The sequence below is a fragment of the Streptomyces sp. NPDC001848 genome (assembly GCF_042891915.1).
GTDB lineage: Bacteria > Actinomycetota > Actinomycetes > Streptomycetales > Streptomycetaceae > Streptomyces.
Window position 1 is genome coordinate 417734 of sequence record NZ_JBIATP010000006.1, and the last position, 19065, is coordinate 436798.

General features: G+C 71.5%; 18 protein-coding genes. 4 read left to right on the top strand and 14 right to left on the bottom strand.

The genetic code is table 11. The annotated features are described in order from the left end of the window. Nucleotides 1-27: 27 nt before the first annotated feature. On the bottom strand, nt 28-261 hold the full coding sequence (locus ACFYZJ_RS15365; RefSeq protein ID WP_043440579.1) for a glucose PTS transporter subunit EIIB: 234 nt from the start codon (nt 259-261) through the stop codon (nt 28-30). 292 nt (nt 262-553) lie between these two features. Between ACFYZJ_RS15365 and ACFYZJ_RS15370 the strand changes: the two genes are divergently transcribed. Further along, on the top strand, nt 554-1807 hold the full coding sequence (locus ACFYZJ_RS15370; RefSeq protein WP_388567520.1) for a PTS transporter subunit EIIC: 1254 nt from the start codon (nt 554-556) through the stop codon (nt 1805-1807). 58 nt (nt 1808-1865) lie between these two features. On the opposite strand, the gene ACFYZJ_RS15375 is transcribed toward ACFYZJ_RS15370, so the two are convergent. The 3 genes from ACFYZJ_RS15375 to ACFYZJ_RS15385 form a co-directional block, all read right to left on the bottom strand. Then, nucleotides 1866-2561, bottom strand: a complete 696-nt coding sequence (locus ACFYZJ_RS15375) for a BPL-N domain-containing protein (RefSeq protein WP_388567523.1) — start codon at nt 2559-2561, stop codon at nt 1866-1868. Between the two features lie 7 nt (nt 2562-2568). Further along, a complete protein-coding gene (locus ACFYZJ_RS15380) occupies nt 2569-6594 on the bottom strand; it encodes a Pls/PosA family non-ribosomal peptide synthetase (RefSeq protein WP_388567526.1) in 4026 nt (1341 codons plus the stop codon). A 340-nt stretch (nt 6595-6934) separates the two neighbouring features. Continuing rightward, nucleotides 6935-7687, bottom strand: a complete 753-nt coding sequence (locus tag ACFYZJ_RS15385) for an MBL fold metallo-hydrolase (protein ID WP_388567529.1) — start codon at nt 7685-7687, stop codon at nt 6935-6937. Nucleotides 7688-7936: 249 nt separating this feature from the next. Between ACFYZJ_RS15385 and ACFYZJ_RS15390 the strand changes: the two genes are divergently transcribed. Next, on the top strand, nt 7937-8377 hold the full coding sequence (locus ACFYZJ_RS15390; RefSeq protein ID WP_388567532.1) for a type II toxin-antitoxin system PemK/MazF family toxin: 441 nt from the start codon (nt 7937-7939) through the stop codon (nt 8375-8377). A gap of 21 nt (nt 8378-8398) precedes the next feature. On the opposite strand, the gene ACFYZJ_RS15395 is transcribed toward ACFYZJ_RS15390, so the two are convergent. The 9 genes from ACFYZJ_RS15395 to clpS form a co-directional block, all read right to left on the bottom strand. Beyond that, the gene (locus ACFYZJ_RS15395; RefSeq protein ID WP_388567535.1) at nt 8399-8956 is read right to left on the bottom strand and encodes a hypothetical protein; all 558 of its coding nucleotides are present in this window, start codon (nt 8954-8956) and stop codon (nt 8399-8401) included. A 131-nt stretch (nt 8957-9087) separates the two neighbouring features. Beyond that, a complete protein-coding gene (locus ACFYZJ_RS15400; RefSeq protein ID WP_388567538.1) occupies nt 9088-11157 on the bottom strand; it encodes a putative Ig domain-containing protein in 2070 nt (689 codons plus the stop codon). A 319-nt stretch (nt 11158-11476) separates the two neighbouring features. Then, the gene (locus tag ACFYZJ_RS15405; RefSeq protein WP_388567541.1) at nt 11477-12427 is read right to left on the bottom strand and encodes a PLP-dependent cysteine synthase family protein; all 951 of its coding nucleotides are present in this window, start codon (nt 12425-12427) and stop codon (nt 11477-11479) included. 22 nt (nt 12428-12449) lie between these two features. Continuing rightward, complete coding sequence (locus ACFYZJ_RS15410) at nt 12450-12728, bottom strand: MoaD/ThiS family protein (protein WP_388567544.1); 279 nt, start codon at nt 12726-12728, stop codon at nt 12450-12452. A gap of 153 nt (nt 12729-12881) precedes the next feature. Beyond that, entirely contained in the window at nt 12882-12977 is a 96-nt protein-coding gene (locus ACFYZJ_RS15415) for a putative leader peptide (RefSeq protein ID WP_388567547.1), read from the bottom strand. A 79-nt stretch (nt 12978-13056) separates the two neighbouring features. Continuing rightward, a complete protein-coding gene (locus ACFYZJ_RS15420) occupies nt 13057-13479 on the bottom strand; it encodes a Mov34/MPN/PAD-1 family protein (protein ID WP_388567550.1) in 423 nt (140 codons plus the stop codon). Between the two features lie 105 nt (nt 13480-13584). Further along, nucleotides 13585-15009: an amino acid permease gene (locus ACFYZJ_RS15425; protein WP_388567553.1), complete on the bottom strand. Its 1425-nt coding sequence runs from the start codon at nt 15007-15009 to the stop codon at nt 13585-13587. 347 nt (nt 15010-15356) lie between these two features. After that, nucleotides 15357-15962 (bottom strand): DUF2017 domain-containing protein, encoded by a 606-nt coding sequence (locus tag ACFYZJ_RS15430; protein WP_388567556.1) that lies wholly within the window; start codon nt 15960-15962, stop codon nt 15357-15359. A gap of 12 nt (nt 15963-15974) precedes the next feature. Then, a complete protein-coding gene (gene clpS, locus ACFYZJ_RS15435; RefSeq protein WP_200417652.1) occupies nt 15975-16292 on the bottom strand; it encodes an ATP-dependent Clp protease adapter ClpS in 318 nt (105 codons plus the stop codon). Between the two features lie 150 nt (nt 16293-16442). On the opposite strand from clpS, the gene ACFYZJ_RS15440 reads away from it, so the two are divergent. After that, nucleotides 16443-17771, top strand: a complete 1329-nt coding sequence (locus tag ACFYZJ_RS15440) for a nicotinate phosphoribosyltransferase (protein WP_388567559.1) — start codon at nt 16443-16445, stop codon at nt 17769-17771. 255 nt (nt 17772-18026) lie between these two features. Then, nucleotides 18027-18614, top strand: coding sequence for an isochorismatase family protein (locus ACFYZJ_RS15445; protein WP_388567562.1), 588 nt, complete (start codon nt 18027-18029; stop codon nt 18612-18614). 50 nt (nt 18615-18664) lie between these two features. Here ACFYZJ_RS15445 and ACFYZJ_RS15450 read toward each other — a convergent pair whose 3' ends face one another. Beyond that, nucleotides 18665-18994: a hypothetical protein gene (locus tag ACFYZJ_RS15450; RefSeq protein ID WP_388567564.1), complete on the bottom strand. Its 330-nt coding sequence runs from the start codon at nt 18992-18994 to the stop codon at nt 18665-18667. Nucleotides 18995-19065: the final 71 nt, after the last annotated feature.

The following is a 19065-nucleotide window of genomic DNA, read 5'->3' on the forward strand; positions in this document are numbered from 1 at the left end:
TGGTGTGTGAGCCGCGTCGGCCGGCGCTCACATCATGTCTTCGATCTCCGCGGCGATCGGGTCGGCGTCGGTGCCGATGACGACCTGGATGGCGGTGCCCATCTTGACCACGCCGTGGGCGCCGGCGGCCTTCAGGGCGGCCTCGTCGACCAGCGAGGCGTCGTGGACCTCGGTGCGGAGCCGGGTGATGCAGCCCTCGATCTCGTCGATGTTGTCGATGCCGCCGAGCCCGGCAACGATCTTCTCAGCCTTGCTGGCCATGTCCTTACTCCCTGAGCCGAACCGCTGTGTCGAAACTGGTCTACACCACCAGGGGAAAGGCCGCAAAGTGCCGGGCGGGGCACCGCGACCGGCTACGTGGCCTTTATCACGAGTGCGGCATTTGCTCCGGATCTGTCCGAGGCCACAGAATTCATGGGTTCCTTATCCCGCCTTCACCGTGCTACAACAGGTCTACACCACAGGTGGTGTAGACCACACGGGGGCTGTCCACCCCGTTCACCTCCCCCCTTTTTCCCGTCCCCCCGGCAGCTCCCCGGCACATGGAGGAAGTATGAGCACCGCCACCGCGACGACGGCGGCCCCCGCGAAGAAGCGGGGCTCCGGTCTGTTTCAGGGCCTGCAGAAGGTCGGCCGCAGCCTGCAGCTCCCCATCGCCGTGCTGCCGGCGGCGGGCATCCTGCTCCGGCTGGGGCAGCCCGACGTGTTCGGTGACGACGGGCTCGGCTGGCACAAGGTCGCGTCCGTCTTCGCGACCGCGGGCGGCGCCGTGTTCGACAACCTGCCCCTGCTGTTCTGCGTCGGCGTCGCGATCGGTTTCGCCAAGAAGTCGGACGGCTCCACCGCGCTCGCGGCCCTGGTCGGCTACCTCGTCTACAGCAACGTGCTGAAGGCGTTCCCGCTGACCGAGCAGCACATCGAGAACGGCAAGATAGTCGAGGCGACGTACAACAACCCTGGCGTCCTCGGCGGCATCCTCCTGGGTCTGCTGTCCGCCGTGCTGTGGCAGCGGTTCCACCGCACCAAGCTGGTGGACTGGCTCGGCTTCTTCAACGGCCGCCGGCTCGTCCCGATCATCATGGCGTTCGTCGGCACGCTCTTCGGCGTCTTCTTCGGGCTGGTCTGGAAGCCGATCGGTGACGGCATCTCCGACGTGGGCAAGTGGATCACCGGTCTCGGTGCCGTGGGCGCGGGTCTGTTCGGTCTGATCAACCGCGCGCTGATCCCGGTCGGCATGCACCAGTTCGTGAACGCGGTCTCCTGGTTCCAGATCGGCGACTACAAGAACTCCGCGGGCGTCATCGTGCACGGCGACCTGAACCGCTTCTTCGCCGGTGACCCGACCGCCGGGCAGTTCATGTCGGGCTTCTTCCCGATCATGATGTTCGGTCTTCCGGCTGCCGCGCTCGCCATCGCGCACACCGCCCGCCCCGAGCGCCGCAAGGCCGTGATGGGTCTGATGCTCTCGGTCGCGCTCACCTCCTTCGTCACCGGTGTCACCGAGCCGATCGAGTTCTCGTTCATGTTCATCGCCCCGGTGCTGTACGCGATCCACGCGGTCCTCACCGCGCTGTCCATGGCGATCACCTGGGCGCTCGGCGTCCACGCCGGCTTCACCTTCTCGGCCGGTGCGATCGACTACCTGCTGAACTGGAACCTCGCCACCAAGCCCTGGCTGATCATCCCGATCGGCCTGGTGTTCGGCGCGATCTACTACTTCGTCTTCCGGTTCGCCATCCTCAAGTTCAACCTCACCACCCCGGGTCGCGAGCCCGAGGAGGAGGTCGAGGACCTGACGAAGGCGTAGCGTCGGCAGTCCCAGGAGGGCCCCGGAACCAGGTGGTTCCGGGGCCCTCCCGCGTACGTCAGCCGTCCAGCGCCGTCCGCACCAGGTCCACGGCCAGGTCACGGGCGTCGTGGACCGGAAGGCCGTTGTCCGTGTACCAGTCGGCGGTGGCCTCCGGGTGCGGGCCCGTGACCGCCACGCGGCCGGCGCCGAACCGGGCCACCAGTGCGGCGGGCAGGCCGTTGGTGTAGGTGGCCAGGATTCTGGTGTCCGCCGCCTGCGCGCTCTCGTCGAGGACGAAGTACGGGCCGTCCTGGAAGAACACCGTCCGGGGTCGGCCCCGCCACACCACCCCGACCAGTGTGTCGCTGTCGTCGTGGACCGTGCGCCCCGCCGAGGAGATGTACTGGTCGGTGTCCCCGGGCAGCAGTCCGAACCCCGGGGTCGCCCCGGCCAGATAGCCGCCCAGGCAGAAGCCCAGGTACCGTCCGCCGTCCCGCACGAAGTCGCGGATCGGGTCGCGTTGCCGGCGCAGCTTGCGGTAGGCGCGGGAGAGCCTGCCGCCGCCCGGCTGGGCGTACACGAGGGCCCGGGCGAGCGACTCGGCCGACAGCGGCAGCGCCTCGCGCGGCCCGGTGAAGCGGACGTCCAGGTCCCAGGGCCCGGCGGTGAGCAGGTCCGCGACCGCCTCCGGGCACCCGGGCAGCGTGGCCGGCCCCCGGTAGACGAGCGCGAGCGGGCGCCGTCCGGCGCCGGACGCCTCGGCGTGTGCCATGCCTTCCTCACCGCCCCGTACGCGTGGCCCCCTCGGCGGGGAGCCCTCGCCAGCTGGTCCCCGGCGTCAGGTGCTCCCCCTTCATGACCAGGGAGAGTGCCCCGAGCCGAACGCCCTCGCCCACCACCGCGTCGTACAGCACGATCGCGCGGGCGCCGATGCTCGCTCCGGACCGGACGGTCACCTTGGACATCTTCATGACCCGGTCCTCGAACAGGTGGGTCTGCAGCGAGACGTGGGTGCCGATCGCGGCGTCGTCGCCCACCTCCACCAGGTCGAACTCGGTGAGGAAGGTGGTGCCGATCCAGGTGCGCCGTCCGATGCGGGCGCCGAAGAGGCGGAGCACCGGCGGCAGGAAGGGCGTCCCCACCAGCGTACCCACGCCGGCCGGGACCGCGGCGGCCTCGAACAGGCCGGTGACGAACTCGGTGCGCCGGACGAACAGGCTCCACAGGGGTGCGACGCGCGGCCGGTACCGTCCGACGACGACGAGCTTCACCAGCACGCAGGACGCGATGACGGCGCCCATCGCAGCCATCGCGAGCAGCGGTGACACGAGCACCGCCACCGGCACGCCCGCATGGCGGGTGAGGGCGGACAACGCCGACAGGAACAGGCAGCCGCCGGTCGCCAGCAGGGAGGCGGGCAGGCCGGCGCGGAAGAACTCGATGCCCAGGCGCCCCAGCACGGTCCTGCGGGTCGGCCGGTAGGTCAGCTCCTCGGGGAAGGACCCGCTGCTCTGCCGCACCGGAAGCCGCAGGGCGGGCGAGCCCAGCCAGGTGGTGCCCTCGGGGACGCGATCCGGCGGCGGGACCGTGCCCACGCCCACCAGGGAGCCCGCTCCCAGCTGCGTTCCGGCCGGGATGAGCGCCGCGTTGCCGACGAACGCGCGGCGGCCCACCTCGGTGGGGCCGAACGCCACCCGGTCCGCGGCGAAGGCGGCGGACCCGATGCTCGCCATGTCCGCGACGAAACTGGCGTCCTTGAGCGTGAGCAGGTCGGGGTCGATGTGGGCGGCGGTGGAGACCTCGGCCCCCCGGCCGACGCGCGCGCCGAGCAGCCGCAGCCACGGCACGGTGTAGAGGGTGGCGTAGAGCGCGTTGGTGAGGGTGAGGCTGTACTCCAGCAGCTTGTCCGCGACCCACTTGCGCACGCCGAGGAGGGAGCGGGCCGGGTGGACGCCGGCGGGCACCCGGGGCAGGACGAGACGCTTGCCGACGGCGACCACCGTGCACACCGTGGCCACCACCAGCGGTCCGGACAGCGCGGCGGCGGCCAGTGCGGCCCCCGTGCCCCAGCGCAGCCAGGCCCACCACACCAGGGCGACGGACGGCAGGATCATCGCGGGCGGTGCCGCCTCCAGGAAGAGCAGACCGAGCAGTGCGGTGGCGAGGTGCCGTGGCCGCCAGCGGTCGAGGACGCCGGGCCTGGCCAGCATGGCCTCCACGGCGGGACCGAGGGCGTCGACCGGGCGCGCCGGTGACCCGGCTCGGCGCGCCCCGGCGGGGACCGGCTCGCCCGGGCCGAGGAGGGACTGCTCGCCGAGTGCCGAGCGGTGGCCCATGCGGGCGCCGGGTTCGAGGACCGCGCCCGCGCCGACGTAGGCCCGCTCGCCGACGGTGATCGGGGCGACGGTCACCCATCCGTCGGCGACCTGCCAGGGGCGCAGGCAGACGCCGTAGCCGATGGCGGTGTCGCTGCCGACGCGCAGCAGGGTGGGCAGGGCGATCAGGCTGGTGGCGATGGTGGTGCGGGCCCCGACACGGGCTCCGAGGAGCCGCAGGTAGGGGGCCATGAGGGGGGAGCCGCTGAGCACCCGGAGCGGGCTGATGCCGATCAGCAGGTCCAGCGCCCACAGGCGCAGGTAGGTCGCGCCCCACAGGGGGTGGCGGCCGGGGGCGATGCCCGCGGCAAGGAGGCGGCACAGGACGACGGGGAGGACCCAGCGCAGGGCGGTGTAGCCGGCCAGGACGGCGAGCGCGGGCTCGGCCACCGCCCAGCCGGAGATCTGGCCGTGGCGGGTGGCGTACGAGACGGCCAGAGGCAGTGTGAGCAGCAACAGCACGATGTGGATCGCCGTGGCCTGGGCGAGCCCGGCGCGTGCGATCCGGGCGCGGCCGTGGCGGAGCGGTGCCGGCCGGGGCGGCTCGGCGATGGCCGGGCCGGCCGCGGTCGTGCGCAGCCGGGCGGCGAGCGCGCGGACGGTGGGGTGTTCGTACAGGTCGCGCAGGGTGGGGCCGGGTTCGCCGTCCCGGCCGCGCAGCAGGGAGGCGGCCCGGGCGGCGAGCAGGGAGTGGCCACCGAGGTCGGTGAAGAAGTCGGCCTCGGCGGACAGCTGGTCCGGGGGGATGCCGAGAGCCCGGGACCAGGCGTCCCGGACGCGGGTCTCCCAGACGCCGCGGGCGGGCACCACCGGGCCGGTGCCCGCGAGCCGTCTGCCGGTCGGGGCGGGCAGCCGCCTGCGGTCGACCTTGCCGCTCGGCATGGCGGGCAGCCGGTCGAGGACGTCCAGGAACGACGGGATCATGTAGGCGGGCAGCATACGGCGCAGGCGCTCGTGGAGGCGGGCGGCGAGGGCGTCGTCGTCGGGGGCGGCGTCCGGTTCGGGGGTGCTGCCGGCGCGGACGACGTAGGCGGCGAGGGCCTTGCCGTCCGGGCCCTGTTCCGCCGGGGCGCCGGGCGCCGGGACGAGCGCGGTGACCGCCGCGGCCACGGCGGGGTCCTCCAGCAGGACGCTGTCGATCTCGTCGAGGGCGACCCGGTGGCCGCGGACCTTGACCTCGGCGTCGGCCCGGCCCAGGTACTCGATGTCCCCCTCGGGGGTCATGCGGCCGAGGTCGCCGGTGCGGTAGAGCCGGCCGCCCCGGGGTCCCGGCGGGTGCCGGATGAAACGGTCGGCGGTCAGGTCCGGGCGGCCCACGTAGCCGCGGGCGAGGCCCGGGCCGCCCAGGCAGATCTCGCCGGTCGCGCCGGGCGGCACGGGGCGGCGTCGCTCGTCCAGCAGCACCACCGAGTACGTCGGCAGGGGGCGCCCGATGGTGACGGGCCGGCCCGGGCGCAGTTCCTTGCAGGTCGCGGTGACGGTGGCCTCGGTGGGTCCGTAGGTGTTGAGGATGCGGCGGCCCGGCCTGCTCCACCGCTCGACGAGCGGCGCCGGGCAGGCCTCGCCGCCCACGAGGACGCCCCGGATCCGCGGCAGGTCCGGCGGGAGGGTGGCCAGCAGTGTGGGCACGCAGTACAGAACCGTGACGGCGTGCTCCTGGAGGAAGTCGGCGAGTTCGTCGCCGAGGCGCCCCGGGCCGGTCGGTCCGGCGACAAGCGTGGCGCCCACCGTCCACGTCGGCCAGATCTCCTCGATGGAGAAGTCGAACGACAGGGTCATGCCCTGGTACACCCGATCGTCCGGGCGTATGCCGTAGACGGGGGTCACGACGCGGAGGAAGTTGCAGATGCTGGACTGGGCGATCTCCACGCCCTTGGGTCTGCCGCTGGACCCCGAGGTGTACATGACGTAGGCGAGGGGGTCGTCCTCGTCCGGTTGGGCGGCGGTCGGGCGCGTGGTGGGCAGGCGGGCGAGGTCACCGGCGCGGGTGTCGGCCTCGATCACCGGGCACGGGAGCGGTGTCCGGGGCGCGCGTGCGGAGGTGGTGAGCAGGGCGGCGGTGCCGGCGTCGCCCAGGATGAAGGCGACCCGGTCCGGCGGTGACTCGGGGTCGACCGGCACGAACGCCGCCCCGGCCTTGCAGACGCCCAGCAGGCATGCGTACATCGCGACCGAGCGCGGCACCATGAGCGCCACGCGTGCGCCCGGGCCGATGCCCAGACGGCGCAGGTGGTGGGCGACCTGGTTGGCGCGTGCGTCGAGGTCGGCGTACGTCAGGCGCTGCCCGTCGCACTCCAGCGCCACGGCCGACGGGCCGCGGTCACAGGCGGATTCGAAGAAGTGGTGCAGCCGGCCGAGGGAATCCGTGGTCCCCGGTCCGGTGTGGCCTCCGGTCCTGACGCTGGGTCGGGCGTATGTGTCCGAGGCCATCGGGGCTCCCCCTTTTCCGGCTCGTGGAGTTGTCGCTCGTCCCCGGTGACCACTCCAGCCTGTGCGGCCGTTGCTGAGAGGAAGCTGAGAAGGCGCGAGAGGACGTCGGGGGGGCGGAACGAGCCGCGAGGAGCCGGGGGGCGAGCCGAGAGGAGCCGGGGGCGAGCCGAGAGGAGCCGAGAAAAAAGCCGAAAGGAGCTCGGAGGAGCCGGGACGAGCCGCGAGGAGCCGCGAGGGACACCAAAAGACCGCCGCCTCCCGGGAAGCGGCGGTCACCGTCGCGTCGTTCGTGGCCTCGCCTGCGTCGTTCGAGGTGTTGGGGCGGACGCGCTACATCTCGCTAGATCTCGTACGTCGCCCGGGGGGCCGCCAGTTCGACGGGGCCCGGGTAGACCGCGCGGGCGTCGGTCAGATTGACCTGGGGGTCCGTCCACGGCGGGATGTGGGTGAGGAGGAGGCGGCGGGCCCGTGCACGGGTGGCGGTCTCGCCCGCCTCACGGCCGTTGAGGTGGAGGTTCGGAATGTCCTCCTTGCCGTGGGTGAACGCGGCCTCGCACAGGAACAGGTCGGCGTCGCGCGCGAGTTCGTCCAGTGCCTCGCTCACCCCGGTGTCGCCCGAGTACGTGAGCGACCTGCCGCCGTGCTCGATCCGGATGCCGTACGCCTCCACCGGGTGGCGTACGCGTTCCGTGTGCACGGTGAAGGGGCCGATCTCGAACGTGCCCGGCTTGACGGTGTGGAAGTCGAAGACCTCGCTCATCGAGGAGGCCGACGGCGTGTCGCCGTAGGCGGTCGTCAGGCGCTGTTCGGTGCCCTCCGGGCCGTAGACCGGGATGGGGGCGCAGCGGCCACCGTCGTGGCGGTAGTAGCGCGCGACGAAATAGGCGAGCATGTCGATGCAGTGGTCGGCGTGCAGGTGGCTGAGGAAAATCGCGTCAAGGTCGTAGAGACCGCAGTGGCGCTGCAACTCGCCCAGGGCGCCGTTGCCCATGTCGAGCAGCAGCCGGAAGCCGTCGGCCTCGACGAGGTAGCTCGAGCAGGCCGATTCCGCGGACGGAAACGACCCCGAGCAGCCGACGACGGTGAGCTTCATAGAGCTGGAACCTCCGTGGCAGGACGTGCGGAAGGCAGGGACGGAAACGGTGCGGTGACGGGGGTCGTGCGGTCCGTCGAGCGTAAGGCGCAAAAGGGCCGGTCGCTCCTCCGCCAGGGGCCGTTGTGGGGGAACTCACCTGTGGTGTCACCGGTTCGGCTGGAACAAGGGCGCGCGCGGCGCACGATACGGCGCACTTGAGTTGCGGAAGGCGGGCAGTGGGGCGAACACGCCGGTAACGTCGTGCGTATGGACACGTCGTGGTGGCTCGCGCTGGCGGCGGTGGTGCTGCTCGCGCTGGTCGCGACGCTGGTGGACGGATGGGGGCGCGGGCGGCGTCACCGTGCTGCGGCCGCGCGTCCGCCGGGGCGTGCCCGGGTGCATCCGCGGCCGGCCGAGATCTGGTGGGCGAGCGTGCCCTACGGGGACCGGCCCGGCGGCAAGGAACGGCCGTGCCTGGTGCTGACGGTGCGCGGGGACAGTGCGACGGTCGCGCGGATCACCAGCCGGTACCACGACGAGCGGACGGGAGTGATCCCGCTACCGCCGGGGTCGGTCGGTGACACCGAGGGACGGCCCAGCTTCCTGGAGACGGACGAGCTGCGGGACGTGCCGCTGTGGGACTTCCGGCGCCGGGTGGGGGTGGTGGACCCCGCTCTGTGGGACCAGGTGCGGTACCTGGCGGGGTGAACAGCGGGTTCGCAATGGGTGTCATGGCTTGGTCACCGTGACCGTGACGGTCCACTGCTGGATGCCGAGGCACGACACCTGGCCGGGGCGCTTGGCGCACAGCGGGCGGGTGGCCTTGAGCTGTGCGGTGCCGGGTGCGACGGCGTCGAAGGCGGCCACGGCGTCGCCCGGCTGGACGACGAGACCGGCGTTGGTGGCCTTCAGCGCCGTGCCGGTGGCGGTGACGGGGGTCCAGGGGCGGTCCTTGGTGCCGTCCAGGGTGAGGCGGATCTGTCCGCCGGTGGTCAGGCACACGGTGCGGCCGGTGTCGGCGGCGGTGAGCTGGAGCCGAGGGGTGCAGCCCGCGCGGGTGGCCGTGGCGGACGGCGCCCCGGAGGAGGGGGCCGAGGGGGAGGCCGACCCGGACTCCGGCGCCGACGGGGACGCCGGTGCCGAGGCCGACCCGGACACCGACGGGGACGGCGACACCGCGCCGCTTCCGGCGGCCCCTCCCCCGCTGTGCGTGCCGCAGCCCGCGAGGAGGAGCGCCGCTGCTGCGACGGCGATGACGGTGGTCCGCTGAGCGGTGGTACGGCGCATGGGGGCCGCCTCTCGTTACTCGTGCCCGTGTGTGCCGATGTGACGTTTCTCCAGCGCATCAGGATCCCCACGCGCCCGCAAACGGGCCCCGGCCCACACGCCCGGCCGGGGCCCCTTCGCGCACAGGTGCGTCAGCTCGTCGTCAGGGCGGTGTCGTCGATGACGAAGCTGGTCTGCAGCGAGGAGTCCTCCACGCCGCTGAACTTCAGGGTGACCGTGGACCCCGCGAACGAGGACAGGTCGAAGGACTTCTGGGTGTAGCCGGAGGCCGCGTTGACGTTCGAGTACGTCGCCAGCGTGGTCGACCCGGCGGTCACCGTCAGCTTGTCGTACGCGGTGCTGCCGGTCTCCGCGGTGTCGATGTGCAGGTAGAAGGTGAGCGTGGCCTTGCAGCCGGACGGGATGGTCACCGACTGCGACAGCGTGTCGGTGTGCGAGGAGCCGTATCCGTCGAGCCAGGCGTAGTAGGAGCCGCTGTGCGCCGCCTCACCGCTGTCGTTGGTGATCACGCCGCTGGAGGCGCTCCAGGTGGTGTTGCCCGACTCGAAGCCCGGGTTGCCGAGCAGCTGCGCCGAGGTGCAGGTGCCGCCGGAGGAGCCGACCGTCCAGGTGAAGGAGGTGGAGCCGGAGGCACCGGTCGCGTCCTTGGCGGTGACGGTCACGCTGTAGGTGCCCGCGGTGGAGGCGGTGCCGGAGATCAGGCCGGTCGAGCTGTTGATCGACAGGCCGGTGGGCAGTCCGGTGGCGCTGTAGGTGAGGCCGGCGCCCGCGCTGTCCGTCGCCTTGATCTGCAGGCTGACCGAGCTGCCGGTCGCGGTGGACTGGTTGCCCGGGTTGGTGACGGTCACCGTGTTTCCGGTGCTGCTACCGGAGGAGAAGGCGGTCGTGCCGTTGGGGGTGCCCCAGCCGGTCGGGCCGTCGTAGCCGGTGCCCGCGGTGCAGAAGTACGAGGTCGAGCAGGAGCCGTTGCTGCCGCTGGTCACGTCGTACAGGTTGCTCGTGTGCGAGTAGGGGTACTTCGCCGGGTAGTCGCTCGAGCCCGGGGTGCCCGCGAGGGCGTAGACGCCGGCGATGATCGGGGCGGAGGCGCTGGTGCCGCCGTAGACCGCCCAGCCCGAGCCGCCGTAGGTGTCGTAGACCGCGACGCCGGTGGCCGGGTCGGCGACCGCGGAGACGTCGGCCTCCATGCGCTTGGAGCAGCCGGTGTCGGTCTGCCAGCTCGGCTTGGGGTCGTAGGCGGAGCAGCCGGAGCCGGTGCCCTCGGTGGAGCTGGTGTTCCAGACGGACTCGGTCCAGCCGCGGGAGTTCGACGACGTGCTCAGCGCGGTGCCGCCGACTGCGGTGACGTACTGGGAGGTCGCCGGGTACTCGGCGCCGTAGCCGGAGTCGCCCGCGGAGACGGTGATCGCGACGCCCGGGTGCTTGAAGTACGAGGTGTCCTCGCTGGTCTGGGCGGAGGACTCGGAGCCGCCCCAGCTGTTGGAGACGAACTTGGCGCCGAGCGCGACGGCCTCGTTCTCGGCGATGCCGAGGTCGGTGTCGTTGGCCGAGTTGGCCTCGACGAGGATGATGTTGCAGTTGGGGCAGACGGCGCTGACCATGTCGAGGTCGAGCGCCTCCTCACCGGCCCACCCGGAGTCGTTCGTGGGCAGCGAGGTGGTCGAACCGGTCTGGCTGACCTGCTTGAAGCAGCCGTTGGCCTTGGTGCACGCCGACAGGCCGTACGTCGAGCGGTAGGTGGCCAGGTCCGACTCGGCGTTGGGGTCGTTGAAGGCGTCGACCACCGCGACGGTCAGGCCGGAGCCGCCGGTCGAGGGCAGGTTGTAGGCGCTGTGCAGGTTGGCCGGGCTCAGGCCGGACGGCGCGGCGGCCGCGAGGGCCGAGGCCAGGCGCTGCCTGATGTCGGTGCGGCGCTGGGCGAAGCAGGACGCCTGCCCGGGCTTCGCGGTGGCGCACAGGTGCTGGGTCGGGACCTTCTGGCCGGCCTTGCCGGTCGGGTGGACGGTCTGCCGCTGGGGGTCGGTGAGCGCCTTGGCGTTCTGGGCCGTGCGGGTGGTGTGCGCGGTGGCGGCGGGCGCGGTGTGCGCGCCCGCGGACGGGGCCGCCAGGAACCCGGCGACGGTGAGGGTGAGGGCCGGGACGGCGGCGGTCAGGAGTCTTCGAAGACTCCGGCGCCGCTTGTTCGGGCGTGACTCACGCATGGGGGTGTTGCCTCCATCGGTCGAGGCCGGCACCGCGCGGGCCTGGGTGGGGCCGGACGCGGAACCACAGCCGGAAGTGGGGATTCACGAGCCGAGTGGCAGGCCGTGACGCGCGTAGCGGCGGTGGGACGCGCATCATGGGCATGACACTTACCACACCCTGCGATGCCGATGAGCGTGACATGACAGGACGGGCAGAACGTAGCTCCGTCCGGCAGCGAACGGCTCCCCCGGAGGAAGATCTTTGCCGCGCCGTAGGCAATGCTTAGCCCCCTCATAGGAGGGGGTTGGCACGTTGATGGCAGGGCCCGCCGGAGGCTCAGGCCCAGAGCTGGCCCTGGAGCGTCTCGATGGCCTCTTCGGTGGTGGCGGCCGTGTAGACGCCGGTCGACAGGTACTTCCAGCCGCCGTCGGCCACGACGAAGACGATGTCGGCACTCTCGCCCGCCTTGACGGCCTTCTTCCCCACGCCGATCGCGGCGTGCAGCGCGGCGCCGGTGGAGATGCCCGCGAAGATGCCCTCCTGCTGGAGGAGTTCACGGGTCCGGATCACCGCGTCCGCCGAGCCGACGGAGAAGCGGCTGGTGAGGACGGAGGCGTCGTACAGCTCCGGCACGAAGCCCTCGTCGAGGTTCCTCAGGCCGTAGACCAGGTCGTCGTAGCGCGGTTCGGCGGCGACGATCTGCACGTCCGGCTTGTGCTCGCGCAGGTAGCGGCCCACGCCCATCAGGGTGCCGGTGGTGCCGAGTCCGGCCACGAAGTGCGTGATGGACGGCAGGTCGGCGAGGATCTCGGGGCCGGTCGTCGCGTAGTGTGCGCCCGCGTTGTCCGGGTTTCCGTACTGGTAGAGCATCACCCAGTCCGGGTGCTCGGCCGCCAGTTCCTTGGCGACGCGCACGGCGGTGTTGGAACCGCCCGCCGCCGGGCTGGAGATGATCTCGGCACCCCACATGGCGAGCAGCTCGCGGCGCTCCTGCGAGGTGTTCTCGGGCATCACGCACACCATGCGGTAGCCCTTGAGCTTGGCGGCCATGGCGAGGGAGATGCCGGTGTTGCCCGAGGTCGGCTCGAGGATCGTGCAGCCGGGGGTGAGCCGGCCGTCCTTCTCCGCCTGCTCGATCATGTGCAGCGCGGGGCGGTCCTTGACCGAACCGGTCGGGTTGCGGTCCTCCAGCTTGGCCCAGATCCGGACGTCCGGGGACGGCGACAGCCGCGGCAGGCGCACCAGGGGGGTGTTGCCCACCGCGGCCAGCGGGGAGTCGTAGCGCATCGGTGATCAGCGACCGTCAGGCTCAGGCCATACCGCCGGCGACAGCCGGCAGGATCGTCACGTTGTCGCCGTCGGCGACCTTGGTGTGGATGCCGTCGAGGAAGCGGACGTCCTCGTCGTTCAGGTAGACGTTCACGAAGCGGCGCAGCTCGCCGCCGTCCACGATGCGGGCCTGGATGCCCGGGTGGCGGGTCTCGAGGTCGGCGAACAGGTCGGCGAGGGTCTCCCCGGTGCCTTCCACCGCCTTCTGGCCGTCGGTGTACTGGCGGAGGATGGTCGGGATGCGGACCTCGATGGCCATGGTTGCGGGCTCCTGTCGGAAGGATGGCGGGATGGGGATCCCCCCTGCTCGAGCGAAGCCGAGAGCTTGGGGGAGGGCGCCCGGCGGCGCGAGGGCGCGGTGGTACGCGGGTCGGGCGCCGCGGCTCACGGCCGTACGGCGGCAGGGACAGCGTCAACAGATGGCGCTGGCGAGCCTGCACAGGTCGACGTGCAGCCGCGCCACGAGCAGTGCGCCCGGCGTCTTCTCGCCCACGTCGTTCAGAACCATGCGCTCATCGTAACGATTCCCGGCCGGGGCCCTGGAGTGTGATCTCGCTGTTCGGACAGATTTCATCCGGGATGCGAGATCAGTACGACTCCACGATCTTGACCTCTTCCTCCGTGACCTCGCCCTCCACGATCCGGAACGAGCGGAACTGGAAGGGGCCGACGCCGTCGGTGTCGGCGGTGGAGACCAGGACGTAGTGGGCGCCGGGCTCGTTGGCGTAGGAGATGTCCGTGCGGGACGGGTAGGCCTCGGTCGCGGTGTGGGAGTGGTAGATGACCACCGGGTCCTCGTCGCGGTCGTCCAGCTCCCGGTAGAGCTTGAGCAGGTCGCCGGAGTCGAACTCGTAGAACGTGGGCGAGCGGGCCGCGTTCAGCATCGGGATGAAGCGCTCCGGGCGGTCCGAGCCGGCCGGGCCGGCGACGACGCCGCACGCTTCGTCGGGGTGGTCCTGGCGCGCGTGCGCGACGATCTGGTCGACGAGGGCCTGGGTGATGGTCAGCATGACCGTCAGCATAAGCAGAGGGGCCGCTCCGTACCGAGGGGTGGTACGGGGCGGCCCACATGGTGAGCTGCGTGAGCCATATGGGCCAGGCGTGAGCCCGGGGACTCAGCGAACCTTCTCCAGCTCCTGCTCGCGGCGCTCGGTGACCTGCGGGTTGCGGGCCTTCAGCACCGCCCAGCCGACGGCCAGGGCCGCCGCCCACACCGCCATCACGTACAGGCAGACGCGGGAGTCGGCGTCGTAGGCGATCAGGCAGGTGACGAAGAGCAGGAACGCGATGGCGATCCAGCTGCACACCGCGCCGCCCGGCGCCGGGAAGGAGGAGGCGGGCAGCCGGCCCGCGTCCACCGCGCGGCGGTACAGCACGTGGCTGACCAGGATCATCAGCCAGGTCCAGATGCCGGCCGCGGTGGCCACCGAGGTGACGTAGCCGAAGGCCTTCTCCGGGACGACGTAGTTGAGGACCACGCCGATGCCCATGAAGGCGACCGAGACCGTGATACCGAGGGCCGGGGTCTTCGACGCCGAGAGCTTGCTGAAGACCCTCGGGGCCTCGCCGTTGTCCGCCAGGGTGCGCAACATGCGGCCGGTGGAGTACATGCCCGAGTTGCAGGACGACAGGGCCGCGGTGAGCACCACGAAGTTGACGATGCCGGCGCCGGCCGGGATGCCGATGACCGCGAACGCCTTCACGAAGGGGCTGACGCCCGGCGCGAACTCGGTCCACTTCACCACGCACAGGATGACGGTGAGGGCGCCGACGTAGAACAGGGCGATGCGCCAGGGCAGGGTGTTGATCGCCTTGGGGAGGGTCTTCTCCGGGTTCTCGGACTCGCCCGCGGTGACACCGACCAGTTCGACGGCGAGGTAGGCGAACATGACGCCCTGCAGGGTCATCAGGGACGAGCCGATGCCCTTGGGGAAGAAGCCGTCGAACTGCCACAGGTTGGCGACGGAGGCCGTGTCACCGGCCGCGCTGAAGCCGAAGGTCAGCACGCCGAGACCGATGACGATCATGCCGATGAGCGCGGTGACCTTGACCATCGAGAACCAGAACTCGATCTCGCCGAACAGCTTCACCGAGATCAGGTTGGCCACGAACAGGACCACGAGGAAGACCAGCGCCGTCACCCACTGCGGGATCGACGGGAACCAGTAGTGGACGTAGATCGCGGCGGCCGTCAGCTCGGCCATGCCGGTGACCACCCACATCAGCCAGTACGTCCAGCCGGTGAAGTAGCCGAAGAACGGGCCGAGGAACTCGCGGGAGTACTCCGCGAAGGAACCCGAGACCGGACGGTACAGAAGCAGCTCGCCGAGCGCCCGCATGATGAAGAAGATGATCACGCCGGCGAGGGCGTACATGAGGATCAGGCTGGGCCCGGCCTTGGCGATGTTCGCCCCCGCGCCCAGGAACAGGCCGACGCCGACGGCGCCGCCGATCGCGATCATCTGGACCTGACGGCTACCGAGCCCGCGCTCGTACCCCTCCTCAGGGGTGTTCTCCTTGCCGACCTGCGCTGAGGTCATGTGTGGTGCGCCTTTCTCCATGCCGACCCGGGCCTCTCGTCGGCCACGGACCGGTTTTCGATCCCCCCGGATTGATGGAGCGAGCGGGCTCGGGCTGTCCCGGGCGCCGCTCATGCCTGGCCGACGGTCGTCGGCTCGGTGGCGCACCCGGCGGAACATGGGTGGTGTTCGCCGGGCGGTCGTGAAGATTTATCACGACCGCACCATTGATCGGGTCACGCAATGTGACCGACTGCACACGGAGAAGCGGACAAAGCGCACTCGAACGACCCATACATGGCCGCAATGGTGATGCGATCGTTATCCGGATTTGAGCGTCCGCTGAGCGAACGCGAAACCCGTACCGATCAGGGCATAAGGGTGGTGACCAGCGTCTCCTGGAGGCCGCCGAGCCACAGGTACGCCATCACCATCGGCTTGCGCGGATCCTCGTCCGGCAGCCGGTACAGCTCGTCGGTGTCGTCCTCGTCGACGACCTCGAGCCGGGAGCCGATCGCGAGGCGCAGGTCGTTCAGGGCGCCGAGCCACTGTCCGCACTCCTCGCGCGACAGCTTGAGCACCCCGCCCTCCCGGCTCCGGGAGGTCAGCGCATCCAGGGTGTGGATCACCGCGAGGGCGTTCTCGCGTTTGCGGGCGCGCAGGTCGTTCTCGGTGAAGCGGCGGAACTCGGCGGAGTACGCGCGCAGTTCCTCCGCCTCGCCGGGCGAGACGGGTCGGACGCCCGGGTCTCCGTACGCGTCCGGGAACAGCCGGCGCAGCACCGGGTCGGCGGGCGGCTCGCTCGGCCCCTGCGCGAACAGCTCGGCGAGCGGGTCCTCGGGGGCGTCCTCGGCCGGGCCGGGCCCGATGAGTTCCAGCAGCTGCACGGACAGCGACCGGATGATGGAGATCTCGACGTCGTCGAGGGCGACGGCCGCGCCGCCGCCGGGGAGCGGTTCGAAGTGTCCTGACATGAAGGGAGGTCGCTACTTCCGGTCCTGCTGGAGGGTGGCCCACAAGCCGTAGCCGTGCATCGCCTGCACGTCGCGTTCCATCTCCTCGCGCGTGCCGCTGGAGACGACCGCCCGGCCCTTGTGGTGGACGTCGAGCATGAGCTTGGTGGCCTTGTCCTTGGAATAGCCGAAGTACGTCTGGAAGACGTACGTCACATAGCTCATGAGGTTGACCGGGTCGTTGTGGACGATCGTGACCCAGGGGACGTCGGGCTCGGGTACGGCGAACTCTTCCTCCGCCGACTGTGTTCGTTCGATCTCTACGGGAGCGGGTGACGTCACAAGCCCCATGCTGCCACCCGAGGGGGGTGGTCGCACAAACGGACACCCCCGCCCGGCCTGCAAATCGTCAGACTGACGAGATGAGGAGTACGATCGGCCGTCGCAGGCACTGGGAACAGTGGTGCCTGCAACCGAAGAGTCTTGTGTGAGGAGAGGTTTGTGGGTGTAGCGGACCTTGGGTTGCCGGTGGACGTACCCTCGACGGCGCTCTTCACCGACCACTACGAGCTGACGATGCTGCAGGCAGCCCTCAGGGCGGGCACCGCCGAGCGGCGCTCCGTCTTCGAGGTCTTCACCCGGCGGCTGCCCGACGGCCGGCGCTACGGCGTGGTGGCCGGTACCGGGCGCGTCCTGGACGCGGTCGAGAACTTCCGCTTCGACGCGGGCGTCCTCGGCTTCCTGCGCGAGCGCCGGGTCGTCGACGAGGAGACGCTCGACTGGCTCGCCGGCTATCGCTTCAGCGGTGACATCTGGGGCTACCCGGAGGGCGAGGTGTACTTCCCCGGCTCGCCGATCATGCGGGTCGAGGGCTCCTTCGCCGAGTGCGTGCTGCTGGAGACCGTGATCCTGTCGATCCTCAACCACGACTCGGCCGTCGCCGCCGCCGCCTCCCGCATGGCCTCCGCCGCCGGGGACCGGCCGCTGATCGAGATGGGCGCCCGGCGCACCCACGAACTGGCCGCCGTGGCCGCCTCCCGCGCCGCCTACGTCGGCGGCTTCACCACCACCTCGGACCTGGCGGCGGGCTTCCGGTACGGCATCCCGACGGTCGGGACGTCCGCGCACGCCTTCACCTTGCTGCACGACAGCGAGCGGGACGCCTTCCGGGCCCAGGTGGAGTCGCTGGGCCGGGGCACCACCCTGCTGGTGGACACCTACGACGTCACGGAGGCCGTCCGGGTGGCCGTCGAGGTCGCTGGACCCGAGCTGGGCGCGGTGCGCATCGACTCCGGTGACCTGCTGCTGGTCGCCCACCGGGTGCGGCAGCAGCTGGACGCGCTGGGCGCCACCCACACGAAGATCATCGTGACCTCGGACCTGGACGAGTACGCCATCGCCTCGCTGGCGGCGGCACCCGTGGACGCGTACGGGGTGGGCACCCGGCTGGTGACGGGCTCCGGGCATCCCACCTGCTCGATGGTCTACAAGCTGGTCGCGCGCGCCGAGTCGGCGGACCCGAAGGCGCCGCTGGTGCCGGTGGCCAAGAAGTCGACCGGCGGCAAGACGTCCGTCGGCGGGCGCAAGTGGGCGGCGCGGCGGCTGGACGAGCACGGGGTGGCCGAGGCCGAGGTGGTCGGCACCGGGCCGGTGCCGGACGAGCTGGCGGACCGGCAGCTGCTGGTGCAACTGGTCAAGGGGGGCGCCGTGGTCGCCCGGGAGCCGCTGGACGTCGTCCGCGACCGGCACGCGGCCGCCCGCGCCAACCTGCCGCTGTCGGCGACGCAGCTGTCGCGCGGGGAGCCGGTGATCCCGACCGAGTACGTGTGACGCGTCGCTGTCGGCGCGCGGGGAGGACCATGGAGGCAGGGACGGGGTGTGGCCTCGGCGGCCCGCCCGAGGGCGCGCGGAACGGTCTGCGGGCGGGAATGCGACGGCGACGCACCCCGCGCACCCGGCCGACCGCCCGATGCCCTCTCCCGCCCGGTCCCCGAAGTCTCTAGGCTCGGTAGGTCATGTAGTCAACGGACGGCCGGGCCCGCACCCTCCACACCCGAACCGCTGCCAAGCCGAAGGAAACCGACCATGCGCCGCGCCTTGATCGTCGTAGACGTGCAGAACGACTTCTGTGAGGGTGGCAGCCTCGCGGTGGCCGGGGGTGCCGATGTTGCCGCCGCGATCACCGAGCTGATCGGGCAGGCCCCCGCCGGGTACCGCCACGTGGTGGCCACCCGGGACCACCACATCGCGCCCGGCGGCCACTTCGCCGACAACCCCGACTACGTCCACTCCTGGCCCGCGCACTGCGTGGCGGGCACGGAAGGGGTGGGCTTCCACCCGAACTTCGCCCCGGCGGTCGCCTCCGGCGCGGTCGACGCCGTCTTCGACAAGGGGGCGTACTCGGCGGCCTACAGCGGCTTCGAGGGCGTCGACGAGAACGGGGTCGCGCTCGGGGACTGGCTGCGGGAGCGGGAGATCGACGAGGTGGACGTGGTCGGGATCGCCACGGACCACTGCGTACGCGCCACCGCGCTGGACGCGGTGCGCCAGGGCTTCCGGACGCAGGTCCTGCTGGACCTGACCGCCGGGGTCGCCGAGGAGACCACGGAGCGCGCGCTGGAGGAGCTCCGGGAGGCGGGCGTGGAGCTGTCCGGCAAGCCGGTGGTGTCCTAGGGGCCCCTAGGCCCCCCTAGCCCCCGGGGCACCCCGTGGGTCTCGGCGGGTCACGGCTGGGCCGTCCGTCCGAGCAGGGACCTGATCGGGTGCCACAGCTCGACCGTCAGGTCCTGGGCCGCGGTGTCCGGGGCCGTGCGCCATATCAGGCCGTCGGGGTGGTGCAGCACCGCCGTGACCTCGTCCGGGGACGGCGGGGCCGCGTTGCCGCGCAGGTAGACCGCGCGCAGGCCCAGGTTGCGCAGCCGCGTCAGGGCGCGGGCGCGGTTCTGGGCATGGACCAGGACGCGCACCGAACCGGCGCCCGAACCCGGGCTGGGCAGGTTCAGGGCCACCACCACGCTGCCGTTCGGCAGCTTGCAGAAACCTCCTGCGGCCATACGCGTCATACCCCCGTGAGACCTGGTGTCAATAAGAGAGCCACAGCAGGCACCTAAACACGATCGGCCGC